29 protein-coding genes are annotated in these 14,788 nt (G+C 36.3%); 24 read left to right on the top strand and 5 right to left on the bottom strand.

Annotated features, from left to right (window positions below; genetic code table 11):
- Window positions 1–50 precede the first annotated feature (50 nt).
- Together A5867_RS15460 and A5867_RS15455 are read right to left on the bottom strand one after the other, a co-directional pair.
- Window positions 51–527 (bottom strand): ImmA/IrrE family metallo-endopeptidase, encoded by a 477-nt coding sequence (locus A5867_RS15460; protein WP_005233983.1) that lies wholly within the window; start codon window positions 525–527, stop codon window positions 51–53.
- Between the two features lie 8 nt (window positions 528–535).
- Window positions 536–955, bottom strand: a complete 420-nt coding sequence (locus tag A5867_RS15455) for a helix-turn-helix transcriptional regulator (protein ID WP_087627991.1) — start codon at window positions 953–955, stop codon at window positions 536–538.
- A 164-nt stretch (window positions 956–1,119) separates the two neighbouring features.
- Here A5867_RS15455 and A5867_RS15450 point away from each other — a divergent pair, with 164 nt between their 5' ends.
- From A5867_RS15450 to A5867_RS17845, 4 genes are read left to right on the top strand one after another with little or no spacing between them, the layout of a single operon-like run.
- A complete protein-coding gene (locus A5867_RS15450) occupies window positions 1,120–1,362 on the top strand; it encodes a helix-turn-helix transcriptional regulator (protein ID WP_170927550.1) in 243 nt (80 codons plus the stop codon).
- 26 nt (window positions 1,363–1,388) lie between these two features.
- Window positions 1,389–1,667 (top strand): helix-turn-helix domain-containing protein, encoded by a 279-nt coding sequence (locus tag A5867_RS15445; protein ID WP_087627989.1) that lies wholly within the window; start codon window positions 1,389–1,391, stop codon window positions 1,665–1,667.
- Between the two features lie 33 nt (window positions 1,668–1,700).
- A complete protein-coding gene (locus tag A5867_RS15440; RefSeq protein ID WP_087627988.1) occupies window positions 1,701–1,895 on the top strand; it encodes a hypothetical protein in 195 nt (64 codons plus the stop codon).
- 5 nt (window positions 1,896–1,900) lie between these two features.
- Window positions 1,901–2,086 carry a hypothetical protein gene (locus A5867_RS17845; RefSeq protein ID WP_140397116.1) on the top strand — a complete coding sequence of 62 codons (186 nt, stop codon included), beginning with the start codon at window positions 1,901–1,903 and terminating at the stop codon, window positions 2,084–2,086.
- Here A5867_RS17845 and A5867_RS15435 read toward each other — a convergent pair.
- Window positions 2,069–2,422, bottom strand: a complete 354-nt coding sequence (locus A5867_RS15435; protein ID WP_087627987.1) for a hypothetical protein — start codon at window positions 2,420–2,422, stop codon at window positions 2,069–2,071. The two genes, A5867_RS17845 and A5867_RS15435, sit on opposite strands and share 18 nt — an antisense overlap.
- A 75-nt stretch (window positions 2,423–2,497) precedes the next feature.
- On the opposite strand from A5867_RS15435, the gene A5867_RS18015 reads away from it, so the two are divergent.
- The 8 genes from A5867_RS18015 to A5867_RS15390 all read left to right on the top strand — a co-directional run bounded on the left by A5867_RS18015 (window position 2,498) and on the right by A5867_RS15390 (window position 6,283).
- Window positions 2,498–2,635 (top strand): hypothetical protein, encoded by a 138-nt coding sequence (locus A5867_RS18015; protein WP_170927549.1) that lies wholly within the window; start codon window positions 2,498–2,500, stop codon window positions 2,633–2,635.
- Between the two features lie 4 nt (window positions 2,636–2,639).
- Window positions 2,640–2,894 carry a hypothetical protein gene (locus A5867_RS15430; RefSeq protein ID WP_087627986.1) on the top strand — a complete coding sequence of 85 codons (255 nt, stop codon included), beginning with the start codon at window positions 2,640–2,642 and terminating at the stop codon, window positions 2,892–2,894.
- Window positions 2,887–3,180: a hypothetical protein gene (locus A5867_RS15425; RefSeq protein WP_087627985.1), complete on the top strand. Its 294-nt coding sequence runs from the start codon at window positions 2,887–2,889 to the stop codon at window positions 3,178–3,180. Before A5867_RS15430 ends, A5867_RS15425 begins: the two co-directional genes overlap by 8 nt.
- Before the next feature lie 408 nt (window positions 3,181–3,588).
- Window positions 3,589–4,413, top strand: a complete 825-nt coding sequence (locus A5867_RS15415) for a hypothetical protein (protein WP_249270062.1) — start codon at window positions 3,589–3,591, stop codon at window positions 4,411–4,413.
- A gap of 14 nt (window positions 4,414–4,427) precedes the next feature.
- Window positions 4,428–4,835, top strand: a complete 408-nt coding sequence (locus tag A5867_RS15410) for a hypothetical protein (protein WP_087627982.1) — start codon at window positions 4,428–4,430, stop codon at window positions 4,833–4,835.
- Window positions 4,807–5,310, top strand: a complete 504-nt coding sequence (locus A5867_RS15405) for a Holliday junction resolvase RecU (protein ID WP_087627981.1) — start codon at window positions 4,807–4,809, stop codon at window positions 5,308–5,310. Before A5867_RS15410 ends, A5867_RS15405 begins: the two co-directional genes overlap by 29 nt.
- A 266-nt stretch (window positions 5,311–5,576) precedes the next feature.
- Complete coding sequence (locus A5867_RS15395) at window positions 5,577–5,957, top strand: hypothetical protein (RefSeq protein WP_249270061.1); 381 nt, start codon at window positions 5,577–5,579, stop codon at window positions 5,955–5,957.
- A 23-nt stretch (window positions 5,958–5,980) separates the two neighbouring features.
- Window positions 5,981–6,283 (top strand): MazG-like family protein, encoded by a 303-nt coding sequence (locus A5867_RS15390; protein ID WP_087627980.1) that lies wholly within the window; start codon window positions 5,981–5,983, stop codon window positions 6,281–6,283.
- A gap of 140 nt (window positions 6,284–6,423) precedes the next feature.
- On the opposite strand, the gene A5867_RS15385 is transcribed toward A5867_RS15390, so the two are convergent.
- Entirely contained in the window at window positions 6,424–7,620 is a 1,197-nt protein-coding gene (locus tag A5867_RS15385) for an IS110 family transposase (RefSeq protein WP_087627979.1), read from the bottom strand.
- A gap of 284 nt (window positions 7,621–7,904) precedes the next feature.
- Here A5867_RS15385 and A5867_RS15380 point away from each other — a divergent pair, with 284 nt between their 5' ends.
- The 6 genes from A5867_RS15380 (at window position 7,905) to A5867_RS15350 (ending at window position 10,372) form a co-directional block, all read left to right on the top strand.
- Window positions 7,905–8,138 (top strand): hypothetical protein, encoded by a 234-nt coding sequence (locus tag A5867_RS15380; protein WP_016612496.1) that lies wholly within the window; start codon window positions 7,905–7,907, stop codon window positions 8,136–8,138.
- Window positions 8,139–8,641: 503 nt separating this feature from the next.
- A complete protein-coding gene (locus A5867_RS15370) occupies window positions 8,642–8,971 on the top strand; it encodes a hypothetical protein (RefSeq protein WP_087627977.1) in 330 nt (109 codons plus the stop codon).
- Window positions 8,958–9,248, top strand: a complete 291-nt coding sequence (locus tag A5867_RS15365; protein WP_087627976.1) for a hypothetical protein — start codon at window positions 8,958–8,960, stop codon at window positions 9,246–9,248. The genes A5867_RS15370 and A5867_RS15365 overlap by 14 nt, the downstream gene beginning before the upstream one ends.
- Window positions 9,248–9,577: a hypothetical protein gene (locus tag A5867_RS15360; protein WP_087627975.1), complete on the top strand. Its 330-nt coding sequence runs from the start codon at window positions 9,248–9,250 to the stop codon at window positions 9,575–9,577. Before A5867_RS15365 ends, A5867_RS15360 begins: the two co-directional genes overlap by 1 nt.
- Window positions 9,567–9,755 (top strand): hypothetical protein, encoded by a 189-nt coding sequence (locus A5867_RS15355; protein WP_087627974.1) that lies wholly within the window; start codon window positions 9,567–9,569, stop codon window positions 9,753–9,755. Before A5867_RS15360 ends, A5867_RS15355 begins: the two co-directional genes overlap by 11 nt.
- A 164-nt stretch (window positions 9,756–9,919) precedes the next feature.
- Window positions 9,920–10,372 (top strand): hypothetical protein, encoded by a 453-nt coding sequence (locus A5867_RS15350; RefSeq protein ID WP_087627973.1) that lies wholly within the window; start codon window positions 9,920–9,922, stop codon window positions 10,370–10,372.
- A gap of 189 nt (window positions 10,373–10,561) precedes the next feature.
- Here A5867_RS15350 and A5867_RS15345 read toward each other — a convergent pair whose 3' ends face one another.
- Complete coding sequence (locus A5867_RS15345) at window positions 10,562–10,783, bottom strand: hypothetical protein (RefSeq protein WP_087627972.1); 222 nt, start codon at window positions 10,781–10,783, stop codon at window positions 10,562–10,564.
- Between the two features lie 249 nt (window positions 10,784–11,032).
- Between A5867_RS15345 and A5867_RS15340 the strand changes: the two genes are divergently transcribed.
- From A5867_RS15340 to A5867_RS15315, 6 genes are all read left to right on the top strand, one after another.
- Window positions 11,033–11,404, top strand: a complete 372-nt coding sequence (locus A5867_RS15340) for a hypothetical protein (protein WP_087627971.1) — start codon at window positions 11,033–11,035, stop codon at window positions 11,402–11,404.
- Window positions 11,405–11,438: 34 nt separating this feature from the next.
- Window positions 11,439–11,768 (top strand): hypothetical protein, encoded by a 330-nt coding sequence (locus tag A5867_RS15335; RefSeq protein ID WP_087627970.1) that lies wholly within the window; start codon window positions 11,439–11,441, stop codon window positions 11,766–11,768.
- Window positions 11,765–12,079: an HNH endonuclease gene (locus A5867_RS15330; protein WP_087627969.1), complete on the top strand. Its 315-nt coding sequence runs from the start codon at window positions 11,765–11,767 to the stop codon at window positions 12,077–12,079. The genes A5867_RS15335 and A5867_RS15330 overlap by 4 nt, the downstream gene beginning before the upstream one ends.
- Window positions 12,080–12,260: 181 nt before the next feature.
- Complete coding sequence (locus tag A5867_RS15325) at window positions 12,261–12,572, top strand: P27 family phage terminase small subunit (protein ID WP_010736761.1); 312 nt, start codon at window positions 12,261–12,263, stop codon at window positions 12,570–12,572.
- A complete protein-coding gene (locus tag A5867_RS15320; protein ID WP_087627968.1) occupies window positions 12,569–14,251 on the top strand; it encodes a terminase TerL endonuclease subunit in 1,683 nt (560 codons plus the stop codon). Before A5867_RS15325 ends, A5867_RS15320 begins: the two co-directional genes overlap by 4 nt.
- A gap of 63 nt (window positions 14,252–14,314) precedes the next feature.
- Window positions 14,315–14,734 carry a hypothetical protein gene (locus A5867_RS15315; protein ID WP_087627967.1) on the top strand — a complete coding sequence of 140 codons (420 nt, stop codon included), beginning with the start codon at window positions 14,315–14,317 and terminating at the stop codon, window positions 14,732–14,734.
- Window positions 14,735–14,788 lie beyond the last annotated feature (54 nt).

The raw sequence follows: 14,788 nt of genomic DNA, 5'->3' as shown, positions 1-14,788 counted from the left end.
CTCAGAAATGAGCTAGCCTATTAGAAGTAGCCGCTTCTATAGGCTGTTTTTTATCCAAATACTTTTAGAGATTCAACAAAGATAAATTCATTGTCAAATGTAAACTTAAAGTTACGATGATAATGATATTTTCCATACTTGTTAAAGTAATGAAGGAGAGTATCTTCAAAGAATTCTGGAGTTACGTTTAGGTGTTCACTGCATTCATAAATATTATTACAACCATTTAAAGCACAGTCTAAAAGATCGTCTAAAGTTATTAATAGTTCAATTCCATATCTTCTAGCTCTCCATTCTTCTTTCCACGCCTCAGGGTCTTTATAATTAAGAATATTTCCAATGGTTCTTTTATGATGTCCGAATTCTTCAGCCAAGACAACTTTCTTTTTTCTATCTGATTTAGTTTTATCTAAGTAGATACGGTTATTTCTATAAAGTCCAGTATATCCGGTATCTTCTTCTAATGGTAACTCAATAACTGGTACCTCAGAATTAACTTTATCTAAAAGGTTTTCAAAATCATTCATACACGACCCTACTTATCATCAAAATTTTTATCAGCCTCATCAAGATATCGATTAAGATCATCAAATTCTTTTACAGTTATTTCTTTATTTGGATCATCAGAATGAGCGGCTATAGTAAAAATTTTCTTGTTTTGTTCGTTAAGCTTGAACTTGGCGAAGTTATAAACCTCATCTTGTTTTTTGCTATCTAATTGGTTATATATGTTCAACAATTTATCTTGAGGTTTTTCTGTCCAACCCATTAAATATCCAGGGGTTGTATTCAGAGAAATCGCTAGTTTTTCGAGTACTTCGGTAGGAAGTTTCTCTATTTCCCCTTTTTCATAACGGAAGATGGTTGATCTTGAAACACCTAACTTAGATGCCAAGTAATCAGCATTGTATCCTAGTTCCTTCCTTCTCTGCTTTATTCTTTCTCCCACTTCCATTTGAATACCTCCAAAATTTTTCTTTAAATAAATATTATCAGATGTGTTGCAAAAATGCAACTGATTAATCGCATAAATGCAACAAATGTGTTGACAAATATTTTTGTCGCTTGTATGATAAAAGTGTGAGTTGCATTAATGCGACAAAAATAGGAGGTGAAATCATGCCAGTTGATGTTGAAAGATTGGATGAAATTATCGAACAAAGGAACACAAAGCAAAGAGTAGCGGAGTTAATTGGTGTAAATAGAAGTACTTTCTATAGAAAATTAAAAGGGGAGGGAAAAGGTTTTTCAGTAGAAGAAGCTCAGAAGATTACAGCAGTTGTTCCATTATCTGGAGAGGAAGCAGTTCAAATTTTTTTTGGCAGTAAAGTCGCAAAAACGCTACAAGAGAAACATAATTAATCAATTATAAATTGAGGTGATTTAATATGGCAATCATTTCAGCACCAATAGAAATACCAGAATCATTTGGGGAAGAATTAGCAGCAGTTATTGCTGCTAAGGTTCTTCAAAAGGTAGGAGAATCGATCAAAGCTGAAGACCTTCCACCATATCCAACGAAGAAGCAGGTGAAACAAATTCTCCGGATTGGTGAAGAACGGATTAACGAATGGATCATTGAGGGATTACCACAAATACCTTTTGGTAAGGAAACCAGATTTGACCGTGAGGACATAAAAAGATTCCTAAACAATAAAAAAATCTAATGCCCGCCAGCATGTAGAAATAGGAGGAATCAAATGAAATACACATTATCCCAAGAACTACTGATACATGATCTTATTAAAGAAAAAATTAGAAGTTTACACGATCAACTTAATGATCGCAAAAAACCGTTCACCGAAACACAACGAGATTTATCGACTCGAGAACTTCAAAGTTATCAGGAGTTAATTTATCAGAATCATTTAAATAGAACGATGAAAGTGAGGTGAGGAAGGTGGATAACTATTTGGAACGTATAACTATCGCTTTAGAAAGTACAGCAAAAAGCCTCAGTATTTTGGCAGAAGATACCAAGGCTAATATAGATTTGAAAATAGAGGTATTGGAAAATCTTGAAGGTATGGAAAAAACAATTAGTGAATTGCAAGAGAATCCATTTAGTTTAAATAAAGGGAATTAAACTTTTGATTTTGATTGCGTAATCCAGAATTAAATCAACTCTATCTTTAAATTTAGTTTCCATAATGGCTATGGATTCAGTGCGCAAAGTAATTCTTACTATCGTGTCTCCTGCAGGAACACCAGTAATTAATTCATGCTTTCTTAATTCAAAACACGTTGATTTTACATCTTCCCTGGGCCATTCGGGCATAATATCTCGATGTAAATCATCTAGATTGCCAAAGTATATTGCATCTTTTTTTAAAGAACCAGCTTTGCGTTTCTCAACATATGATTTGTACATTGATGTCAGCAAAAACTTGGCATCATTTGTAAGCAAATCTAATTTTCCCAATTAAATTCCCCCTTAACAATGATTCAGCCGACCACTGACTGATAAGGAAATTATACAACAGAAAGGAAAGATTATATGAATAAAAAATGGTTAGCTACACTTCATAACAATCCATTGTATAAAGCACGTCAATTACAAGGGATTGCTTATGCCAGCTTATTGTTAAACGGTATTTTGTTAGCTATTTGTTTCCTATTAATGATTGGAGGATAACTAGATGTTTAAAGAAAGAGAAATTATTTTCACTACTAATAGAATGTATGTTAAGCCATACACTCAAAAAATTAAGTCGATTATCTGGAATAAGTTTGAATCGACATGTGAAGTAGAGGATCGTTCATTTGATAGCGATGAGACACCTACGATTGCGTTATATTTCGTTGTTTCAGATGATCAGTTTCAAAAGTTACAAATGGCCATCCCTAAGTTGCTACCGGATTTAGTAAGTAAAGGAGGAATTCAATATGAATAATGACAAGTTAGCACTGACATTAGCCGATAAGTTGATGGCAAAAGTCAACAGTTTGCTAGATGCAGAAGTTCGAACAATTACTAACGATTTACAGGATACTCAAAAAGATATTGAAGCAAAACGTACGATCTCAATAAAGGTTGGAATCAAAGTCACTAGTGATCATCGAGGAATTACCATCGATGCAGAATCAAATCATGGATTGCCGAAACGAGAATTGGAACCAGTTGTTTATCCAATTGATGTCAATAATTCTGGGCAGATAAATTTGTTCAAAGATGAGTGAAAGCTGCAGGTGATGTAGATGTTATCAAAGGCGATCGATTACTTGGAAAAAATGCCTGCAATTGTGATGCAGGTTCGTATGAGGAAACGTGGCGAGAATTATGTATACAGTATTGAAGCGAAAACTGAGCGAGGCAGAGTAGAGACGTTTCAGCTGCGTGGAAGGACTCTGTATCACCATGTTTTTCATCTTGGAAAACAAACCGAAGAAAAGGTTCTTTTCCAGTTTTCAGAACAATAAAAAAAGCCGCCAAATTTGGCGACTTCTGAGAATGGTATTTCTTATCTCCGACAAGATAAGTATACCATTCTCAGACTATTTTTGCAAAAAACGCTGCTATTTCGGCGTTTTATCGTCCTTGTATTAGATACTAACTTAACGGACGTAGAAAATTCTGGGGTGTTTGTCATGAAGAAATCATTTGTTAGAGAACGCAGAGTTGAAGCAGGACCATATAAAGAAATTCGATTGTATAGTAGGACGATCGAGCAGGAACGAAAATGTAGAGAACCCAGAGGCAGGAGAAAAAAAGTTACTGGCTTATCTCAAGCAAGATGGAATCAAGCCCAAAGTAAAAGAAAGGCTGCATTGTTTCTATATGCAAATTTTGGAGAGAAAGATTACTATGCCACTTTCACTTACTCCGATCAGTTTCTCCCTGAAAAGCCTGCTGACGCCAAGCGTGATCAAGAAAACACTTTGAAAAAACTAAAAAGACTCTATGAGAAAGAAGGGTTCGAACTCAAGTACATGTGGTTTACCTCTTATCAATACGATGAGGAAGTAGGCTATATCACTCGAATCCATCACCATATTGTTTTAAACAATGGACCATCAAGGGATGCAATCGAGAGTGTTTGGTCTAAAGGGCGAGGAAAGAAGAAGCAGCCTCTTGGTAGAAAGCAAGTGCAAAACATTCAATACGATTCAGATGGGATGCAAGGCTTGGTCAATTATTTAACTGGTCAAGAGAAATGGGAAAATCGCCAGTGGAAGAAAGGTCAAAAGCGATGGTCCAAGAGTCGAAACCTTAAAGAGCCACACGAAACAACGAACGATGATTATTGGTCATTTAGAAAACTAAATAAATTAGGTATGTCCAATGATGATGGAGCAGAGGAAATTCTTAAGAGGTTTCCTCAATACCGAATTTTAGGAGATATATTGAAAATTTACGATGAGGATCGTGGATGGTATTTCAAAATCGAACTGTTCAGAAATGATGATGGATAGAGAAAGAGGTAGAAATGGAAAGTAAACAAACGTATCTGGTCGCCTGCTTTGATAAATCAGATTGTATCGACATGATGCAGGAAGTCTTTTTGATGTTAAACATTGATGATCAAAACAAACGGAAATTTTCTCCATGTATTAAAACATTGGAAATCAAATCAGAAGAAAAGCAAATCCGATTTCTTCAAAATCAGCAAATTTGCGATGCTGCATCAAACAAGTTAAATGATCAGTCAGCATATACAGGAATAGTTAAGAGTGATCGGTATTCACAATTCGTTTGCTTTGAAGATAAAGCACACTATGAGCGCATTTACCGAAGAACTTTAGATACATTTGGACAAAACGACAAAGAAGGATTTATTACTGAACTAATGCAGAAAGTAGGTAGAAATGATGTCTTCAAGAAATTACCAAAATAGAATCAACAATGATTTGGGCGATATCTTTGAAAAAATGATTGATCAAGGTTGTTGGTACTACAGAACAAAAGAAATTGCTTTAATTGAAAAAACACCTGAACCGTTTCGTGTGAAGCAGATACTCGGCGATGGCAGAATGATCGTTTATCCGATCGGGAAAGCTCAACCAGATTACAAAGGAACTCTATGGGATGGACGTGCCATTGTTTTTGAAGCAAAGATGACCACAACGGATCGATTAAAAAAATCAGTGATCACACAAAATCAAGAGGCGTTATTGGATCTTCATCAAAAATTAGGAGCGATGGCAGGTGTTTGTTGCATGATCAAAAAGACCGTTGGGTTTATCCCATGGAGTGATTGGCAGAACATGAAAGCAAAATATGGCCGTCAGTACATTCTTGAAGAAGAGTTGGAAGAATATCAGATTGCTACGCCAGGCTACATCGATTTTCTGAAAAAAACGAATTGGTGATCCTATGGATGAAAGAATAACCAGTTTCAAAGTAGCACGTGTCGAATTCACTATGTTTTGCGAGGTACGAGGATGGACGGTTGAGTATTTTTCTAACAATTCCAAGAATTACCGTCAATACTATGCAAGATGTTACGTTCCGGAAAAGGCAGATACCTATCATTTTATTATTACACTTGCTGGGAAGTACTATCGCCTTCTCGGAAATAAGAAGTGGGAACCTTATGAATATGTGTATAAGCCAGCAGATGCAGGAGGTGATCAACATGAAACAGAACCAACAGGCGATGAAGCAGAAACAACATGAAAAAAAGAAGCGTCACAGAGAACGTGCTTTTAAACTACAACGATTGCTTTATCTTTCTAACCTTGATGATCGAGAGATTGATCCAATAAGCGAGGAAGAGCGGGAAGCATTGCGTGTTGAACTCTGGAGAGGGGAGCAATCCCATTTGCGAATTGTAGAGGTTCTTTATAAAGGCGAAGTGATTTTCACAGGCACTCGGAAAGACGTATGTCGGAAGTGCAAAAAAGCAAATCGAACGATGAGCGATTTATTACGTTATGGTCATGAAGATAAACAAGGAAGGACATACCGCTATAAGGATTGGAGTGGAACCATTGACGAGGTGGTTGATTACGATTAATCAAAATAATTGGAGGGAAATTCATGAATGAGTTAGTTGAATTAGTAGAACAATGGTCAAAAGAAAAAGGATTGGATAAATCAGATTCTAGCAAACAAATGTTGAAAGTTGTCGAAGAAACTGGTGAAGTTGCAGCTGCATTAGCAAGAAACGATCGAGATGCACTAAGAGATGGTATTGGCGATGTAGTAGTAACCTTGATCATCTTGGCAATGCAAAATGATATGGACTTATACGAATGTTTGAATTTTGCTTATGACGAGATCAAAGGACGGACTGGAAAGATGGTCAACGGCGTTTTTGTTAAGTCCAGTGACCTGAAATAATTCCAGAATCGGAAGAAATAGAAAACTAGAAAGACAAACTATATTAAGTCAAGCAAAAAATGAAAAGGTTGAATAACATAGTTTGATGTGATTTGAAGGCATGACAAAGAAACCCTAGGCAAAGGGAATTTTTGAAAAGATCAGTTAACGATCATTTTCTGCTCCTCATAGGGTTTATTATCTTTCAGTAGTTGGTAAATGATCCGCACCAGTTTTCGAACAACATGACTAATAGCGACATTGTAGTGTTTTCCTTCTGCTAGTTTTTTCTGGAAATAGACACGCATAGACGGCGACCAAATAGACATGAGCCTGGCGGACTCATGCAGTGCCCAGCGTAATTGCGAAGAGCCACGTTTGACCATTCGTCCAGTTTCCGTTTGATTCATTCCAGAAGTGGAGACGGAAGGTTCTGCACCTGCATAAGCAAGCAGCTGATTCGGCGAACGAAAATTCTTAATATCTCGAATTTCGGCGAGAAGGACACTCCCTAACTTATAGCCAATGCCAGGAATTGTTAAAATAGGCGAATCGATTTCACTCATTAATCGAGCAACTTCCTTCTCTGCTTTGTCTCGCATAGTTGTAAGATACTGAATGGTATCAATGGTTTGAAGGAGTTCAAATTCTAATGCAGGGGACTCTTGGCCAATAGAGGCTTGCGCGAGTGCTTTGAGCTTGACCGCGTGTTCTTTTCCAAAGCGGCCCTTTGAGTGCGCTGAAATAAGATTCGTCAGCTTCGTTAAATGTGCATTTCCTACCTTTTTAGCAGAAGGATATTCTTTCAAGATTGCGTACACATAGGATTGGTGTTTCGCAGAAGAAGAACCCAAAGAAGGGGCGAGTTCCGGAAAGAGAATATCTAGAATGCGTGTGTAGCTTACTTTTTTTCGCGTACAATCCTCTTTCAATCTGGCTGTATGTCGAGTTAAATACTTCAACTCAATCATTGAAGGGTTAGCACTAAATGATTGTTTATCAAGATCTGTTCGTAGTTTTCGAGCGATCGTCATGGCGTCTTTTTTATCGGTTTTGGTTTTACGCAAGCTTTGATTTTTGGCATATTCTTTAATTAAGTACGGATTATAGCTGTAGGTGGGGTAGCCTTGCGTCCGAAGGAAGCGTAAGATATTAAAGCAATAATGACCGGTATCTTCTAAGGCGATTTGAATGTCTTCACCGGTAGATTTCTTCAAATTAGCAAGCGTCATTTGAAGCTTCGTAAAGCCTTCACGATTATTTTCAATCTGAAGATGACGGACAAAAATCGTTCCTTCAGTATCAATGACCGCTAAGTCATGTTTGTGCTTGGCAACGTCTATTCCAACGTACAACATAAGAACCACTCCTGACAGATTAAATTTACGCTGTGCTCCACTTACTCTTTGCCTATGTAACCTTGTGATCAATCAAGCGTCACAGACAGATGCCATGCGCTAACAAACTTATTAACAATTTGACAAAGAGCTGTGGCTAGAGCCTTTCTACAACAGTATTCCAAAGGAATCTGGTGGAAGTAGTACTAGTCCACAGCGCCTAACTCAATTATAGGTAAAATAACAGCTAATTAAAACGGAATAGCTGATTAATTGAGTAATCTAAATATACAAGGAATGTATTTATGAGATCGAAAAAAGAACAGCACTATTTCGACGAGGGATATTTTTCGGCAATGAGAGATGCTATGTCACTTGATATAGAACACTATGGCAATGGTGCTGGTGCAGAACTAATTCAAGAATTTAATTTGAGACGTTCCGATTTTTTGAAGTATTTTGAAGCTGAAGATATTCAATTTATAGATGACTATGTTGAAGAAGGATCAAGGCGATACAAAGAAATTTGGTTATCATAATTATTCTACTATCCACCAAAATTGTGGAAATAAAAAAACTACCCTAAAAGAGTAGCAACAGAATCATAAATTATTTTTTTTGGAATCGGAAATTCCGTGTTTAACTGCCAATCTGATGATTCCATAAAGCATAAATCCTATAAAAATATACCAAATAAAAGCTAAAAAAGTTCCCAAAGCAATACCTCCTTTTAGGTATTGTAACATATTTTACATTTTACCAAGTCAGTTATCCGACGAAATGCTTTAATCAGAACAGATAATTAAAAGGATTCAAAATCTCTAGAAATAAGTTTAGAAAAACTGTCTTAAATGTCGAATAAAAGGGTTCTTTTCTAAATACGAATCTAAAAAAACTGAATAAAAGAGAAATGATGAGACACAATAAAGAATATACCAAAAAGAATATCGGTACTATTAAAAGTGAGCAAACGTTACAGTATTGCAAGGTGGAAATATTTTTATCTCCGCAATCGTCAGCGATAAAGGAATGGAGGATAAAAATGACATTTATAGATTTTGATCCAAGATACAGATTTTCCTTAATTCATCAGCAAGGCAACATTCGAACAGTACACGGATACTACGACAAAGAAATAGAAACATCAGTAAAAGTTAAAAACATTCTAGATACTGAAGATATTGAAAATTTGGAGGATGTAATCGAACTCTACAAAGTCGACGTAACTGATCTAGAAGAAAAGCACAATACAGAGTTAGAAAACATCGATATGCATGATGTATGTTCGGAAAGTCAATTGATTCATAAACTAGTTGTTGATGACAATTTTCTTTGGAAAAGATTTGAGGTTAGCAAACATGATACCAAATAGCATCAAAGTAGCTGGTATGACATATAAAGTTGAAGAAGTGCCGTTTGTAGAAATTGATGGAGACAGAAACTTTCAAGGGGTCTGTCTCTATCCTGAGACTACCATCCAAGTTCTTGATTCATTGTCTGAATCTCGAAAAGAACAAACTTTTGTACATGAGCTGACACACGCTATTTTTTATGAAGCCGGGTTTGAAGATCAAGACGAAGACATGATAAACCGAGTGTCCTTGGTTCTACATCAAGTTTTAAAGGATCGTCATTTAGAGGTGAAATAATGGAAGAAGAACAATTTTACATGAAATATACTCGTGGTTACCTAGTTTATGTAAAAGACGATAACGGCAGACGAGTAAAGGTTACATGGAATGAGTTTTTTGAAAGCTATGATCCAAACAAGAGAGTTAACTTTCAGGATTTGGTTGAACTTATTCCAGTTGATGAAAAATACGAGAAGGCTCGTGATCAAATGGAATTTGAAAAGCTAATCCGGAGAGAAAGTGAACCGATTGTAGATCAACTAGATTTATTTCATGAATATAGCGAACCAATTGATTTTGATAAATTGGTAGCAAATTTAAAGCAGGAGCAAGCCGATGAATCGTAAAACTATCCTTGTATTATTACTAGCAGCGATTTCAGCCACAAGTTGGCTATCCTATACAATAATCAACCAGCAAGAGCAAATCGTAAATCTAGAACAACAGCTGCAGCATGAGCAGATGAAGTACAAGATTATTATCAATGATCCGCTGGTACGAGATGCGATGGAAAGTGGAGGATGATTATGACAGTTGCAGTTTTAGGGTTCACAGGATTCGTAATGATAATGGTCGTTGCAGTAATTGTTGGAAAGAAGATGGACGATAGAGAAGGAAAATAAAAAAGCCACTACTTTTTGGGTAAGTGACCTGTGACAAGACTATTTTACCATAAAGGGGTGGCGTTTGTGAGGTTTCAATGGCTAAAAGACTACCAAGAGTTAGAAAATCAAATACTTTACCTTAAGTGGAATCTTAACAAAAGTAAACTAGAGTTAGAACGCTGGGTCAGTGGGGACCTTTCAAATATCCGCCTTGAGAAGAATTCAAGATCAGCCCAGTTAGAAGAAAAAATAATGTTATTGGAAAAGGAAATTAACTTCCTTATTGAGCAGAAGAAGGAAACAACAACTTTGATTGAATCATTCGGAGGTCTGGATAACGATATAATTAGACTAAAATACGTTGAGGGGAAAACATTAGAAGAGATATCTGAAGATTTATCCTACAGTTATTCCTATATTAAAAGTCGTCATTCTCAGTTAAGGAAGTCTCTTACCTTTGTAGATGAATATATTATCAATAAGACAAAGTTAAAATATAAGATAGCTATACAAGATCCAGTGATGATGGATTTATAAAAGGTACTATGAAAGTACTGTACCTATTTTAAGCCGACATATTGATTTTTATAAGATATAGTAATAGCGTAGAAGAAACGGAGAGCCGGTTGTTGGACTACTCACACTAATCCAAATACCGAAAGGAGGTAGTCTCCTTATCGCGGAACTTCTTTGACTTTAGGGCTCAGTTATTAAATTGACTGGGTCCTAAAGTTTATGTGTAATTGTTTCTTGTGCAGTATGAGAAATAGTCTGTTCTAAGTTTTTAATGGCTTGAGTCATATCTTTAGAAGAATGGTTAACACTAACTCTTGGGTGTTGTAATAATCTTGACCATTCTAATTCATCGAATTCTAATATCTCTTTATATTTCTTTTTACTAAAGTCATGGTAATTAATAATTATTTTTCTTGAGTCGACAAGGTTCATCATTCCATCTCCTTGCGATCCTACTAAAGCTTTAATTGATTGACCAGGAGCCAAAAAGTGGTTTCTAATATTTTTAAATGGATTAACCCTGTCTCTTATACACATCTAGATGTGTATAAGAGACAGTGTAATTACCTCTTTCTTGATTTAAGTAATATCTATTATAACTACGTATTCTACCATATGTGAATATAATATATATACGAAGAAAAAGATTTTGTTATAATTAATAAAAAGGAGTTGTAAATTATGGATATAATTAGTCTGTTAAACAAAAAGGATTCTATTAAGTTTGAACTTATTAAACAAAAGCTGAAAGAAAATTTGAGGTTCAAAATTATTGTGATTTCAAAAGATCAACAAGAGATTTTTTTCGTTACAGAAAATAATAAGATATATTATGGTGATGAGAATGAAAAACGCAGACTCGAAAAATTAATTTCAAAGATATCAAAAGCATCAGAAGACAGAACAGTATTCTTGTCAAGTTGGCAAGCTTCAATTTCAGGGCTTAAATCTAAAGAGAAAGGCTCTATAAACCTAGATGACTTTATTCAGGAACTCAATCAAGAAAACCTAGATATATATCTATATGAACCTCAAATTAAGGACCTTTCGTAGGTCTTTTTTTGTACATAAAAAAGGAGTGATCAACATGAAGAAACCACAAGATCATAAAAAGAAATCTGTTTCAGAAAAGCAAGACGACTTTATCAAGTTACTAACTCAGTTGCGAGAAGAGAAGGACACGGATGCTATTGCTGATCTGTTCTGGAAGATCATTACGGCATACGGACTGAAGGTAGATGAACTTGCAGCACTGAACTATTACACGATAAAGCGATCGCTTGAGGCGCCTGTTAATGCAAACCTTCTGAAAGAGCGAATGAAGTTGGATGTTACTCAGCTTGGAGTAGATGGAATCTTACAAGTGCAGCGTGCGTTGATCACTATCTACACAGAGCAATTAGCCAAAGAACAATGATACCTGTTGTCAAAACCAAAGCGGATCGAGCTAGGTTTTATGGATCGACCAATTGGCGTAACTTAAGGAAGGCGATACTTGAGAGAGATCACTACGAATGCTTGTGGTGTAAAGCCGAAGGCAGACTGACTACACAGTATGATTCGATACTGGAGGTCGATCACATCAAAGAGTTAGAAACAAATCCAGAGTTGGCGTTTGATCCAGACAATCTAAGAACATTATGCAAGGACTGTCACAACAAGCGACATGATCGGATGAACTATCGTGGGAAACCAAAGAAAAGAAAGTGGGATGATGAATGGTGGTGAGTGACAACCTAGGAAAACAGAATCCCAAAAATGGATAGAAAATTAAACCAAAGTGGGGACTAACACACCCCCGGTCGAAATATTTTGGGGTAAAATCCCAATCTAGGGAACCGGTGGGAGGGGTCAACTGTCCAAATTTATGACTAAATTTTTTTTGCTAGGGGGGTGAGAGCCTTTGAAGATGTCAGATTTAAAGAAACAGTTGCTGAGACAGATTGACGTAAACGATCAGATGGAACTTGAAAAAGTTGAGAGATACCTTGATTTAGTTAGGCTTTATCGAAAAATGGATAAAGCTGTTAAGCAATACGGACCAATTGTCGAAGGCTTTAACGGCACTCAAACGTATCTTAAAACTAACCCAGCAATCGCTCAAAAAGTTACGATTTCTCGTGCAATTATTGCTCTTGGTAAAGACCTTAACCTTGATGATTTGAACGGTAAAGTAGTCACTGATAATCAAGATGATTACGATGAGAGTGATCTAACATGATTCATCAAAAACACGTTGATTATTATATCGAGCAATTCAAATCAGGGAAAATAAAGTTTAACAAAGAGCGAGCATATTTAATTGAGTATTTAGAACGTGATGTTCTTAGTCGGGATGATGTTTACTTCGATGATGCGATGATTGATAAGTGCATTGCTTATGGTGAGAAATGGTATTTCCCAATGCAGCCATTCCAGAAGTTCTTAATCGCTTTTATCTTTTTTTATTTAAAAAAGAATGACCGGAATGTTTACCGTAAGTTTCTTTGGATGTTTGGTCGTGGCGGTGGTAAAAACGGATTGTTATCAGTCGTGCTGAATTTCCTTCAGACTGAAATGCACGGCATCATGGACTACAACGTTTCAATCGTTGCCAATAGTGAGGATCAAGCGAAAACTTCATTCGAAGAGATATACAATACAATCAAACGGAATAAGACGTTACAAAAAGCTTTTGAATATGGAAAGTCAGTGATCACCAGCAAAAAGACTGGAAGCAAGATAAAATTTCGTACTAGTAACGGCGATACAAAAGATGGATTACGTGACGGAGCAGTAGCATTTGATGAAATCCATCGATACGAATCGAACAAAGATGTAAAAGTTCATATTAGTGGGCTTGGTAAACGTCCGAACCCAAGGGAGTTTTATGTGGGGACTGACGGTTATGTTCGTGAGGGATTCTTGGACAACATGAAAGAAAAAGCGAAAAGAGTGTTGAGCGGTTCGGTCCGTTTCAATGCTCTTTTTCCTTTCATTTGCAAACTGGACTCAGAGGAGCAGGTCAATGATCCTGACAACTGGGAATTAGCCAATCCTATGTTTCATCAGCCACTATCTGAATATGCGGACAATCTTTACGAAACTGTTATGGAAGAATACGAGGATTTGGAAGACGACCCAAGCAACCGAGAAGAGTTCATGACTAAACGTATGAATTTACCTGTCACAGACCTAGAACGATCGGTGGCTAGTCGTGAAGAGATTCTGGCAACAAACAGACCATTCCCAACAAACCTAATCGGCAAACAAGCCATTGGCGGTTTAGACTATGCCAGTCTGCGTGATTTCGCCGCTTGTGGGCTTTTGTTTCGTGATGGGGATGATTATGTATTCAAGACCCATTCGTTCGTTAGAAAGCAATTTGTGGACATTTACTACGGGTATTCTCGTAAAGCTTCTGAAACTACAAAAGAAAAATTTGCACCAATTAGGGAATGGGAAGAAAAAGGGTTGCTGACGGTCATAGATGGGCCCACAATCGATCCTAAAACAGTTGTCGGCTGGTTTGTTGAACAACGTGAAAAATACGGCATAACGAAAATAGTAGCCGATAATTTCCGAATGGATTTATTGCGACCATTGTTTTTGGAGGAAGGATTTGAAATCGAAGTGATTAGAAATCCAACAGCAGCTGATAATTTACTAGCGCCAAGGATTGAAGATGCATTTGCCAATAATCACATTATCTTTGGTGATAATCCTCTCATGCGCTGGTACACAAACAATGTACTAGTTAAGACTAACGGTGATGGGAATAAATCATATAAGAAAAAAGAAGAAGTTCGTCGTAAGACAGACGGCTTCAAGGCGTTTGAATACTGCCTATGGCGTGCTGATGAAATAATTGACTACGATTACGATGATGCCTTTGATATGTTGGATGAAATTGAGTTTTAGAGATCCTGTATTCATTTTGGTTTCAATGAATGTTATTATCATATACTGAAGGGATGTGTTATTTTGAGTAGCAATGAATATGTTGAAACTGTAACCTTAATGATGGAAAAACAAGATATGTATTTAATGTGGTTTTTAGGTATATTAGGTGTTGTTTTAGTATTTGTAGGCTTTCTTCAGTGGAGGCTATCGAGTGAGCAAATTAAGAAAATTAAATCTGAAACCAAAGCTGAGGCTCGTAAAGAAATAATTGATGAATTGATTCAAAATTATAGTGTGAACTCAATACACGAAATTTTAAATGTTTTACAAGAAACTGTAGACACAGTTAAAAATCTCACATTTGATGTAAGTTCAATGACTATAGGTCAGGAGTTTGATTTTGGTATAAATTTATTTTATTTCCTAAAAGAATTAGAAAATTCAACAAATAAAGAAGAAGATATTACAAAATGTCTCTTATACACATCTAGATGTGTATAAGAGACAGTCATTCCATCTCCTTGCGATCCTACTAAAGCTTTAATTGATTGACCA

The sequence above is a fragment of the Enterococcus sp. 6D12_DIV0197 genome (assembly GCF_002174385.1).
In the GTDB taxonomy this organism is placed as follows: Bacteria; Bacillota; Bacilli; order Lactobacillales; family Enterococcaceae; genus Enterococcus_D; species Enterococcus_D casseliflavus.
The sequence above is the reverse complement of the archived record's forward strand: the minus strand, read 5'-3'. Positions and strand labels throughout refer to the sequence as shown.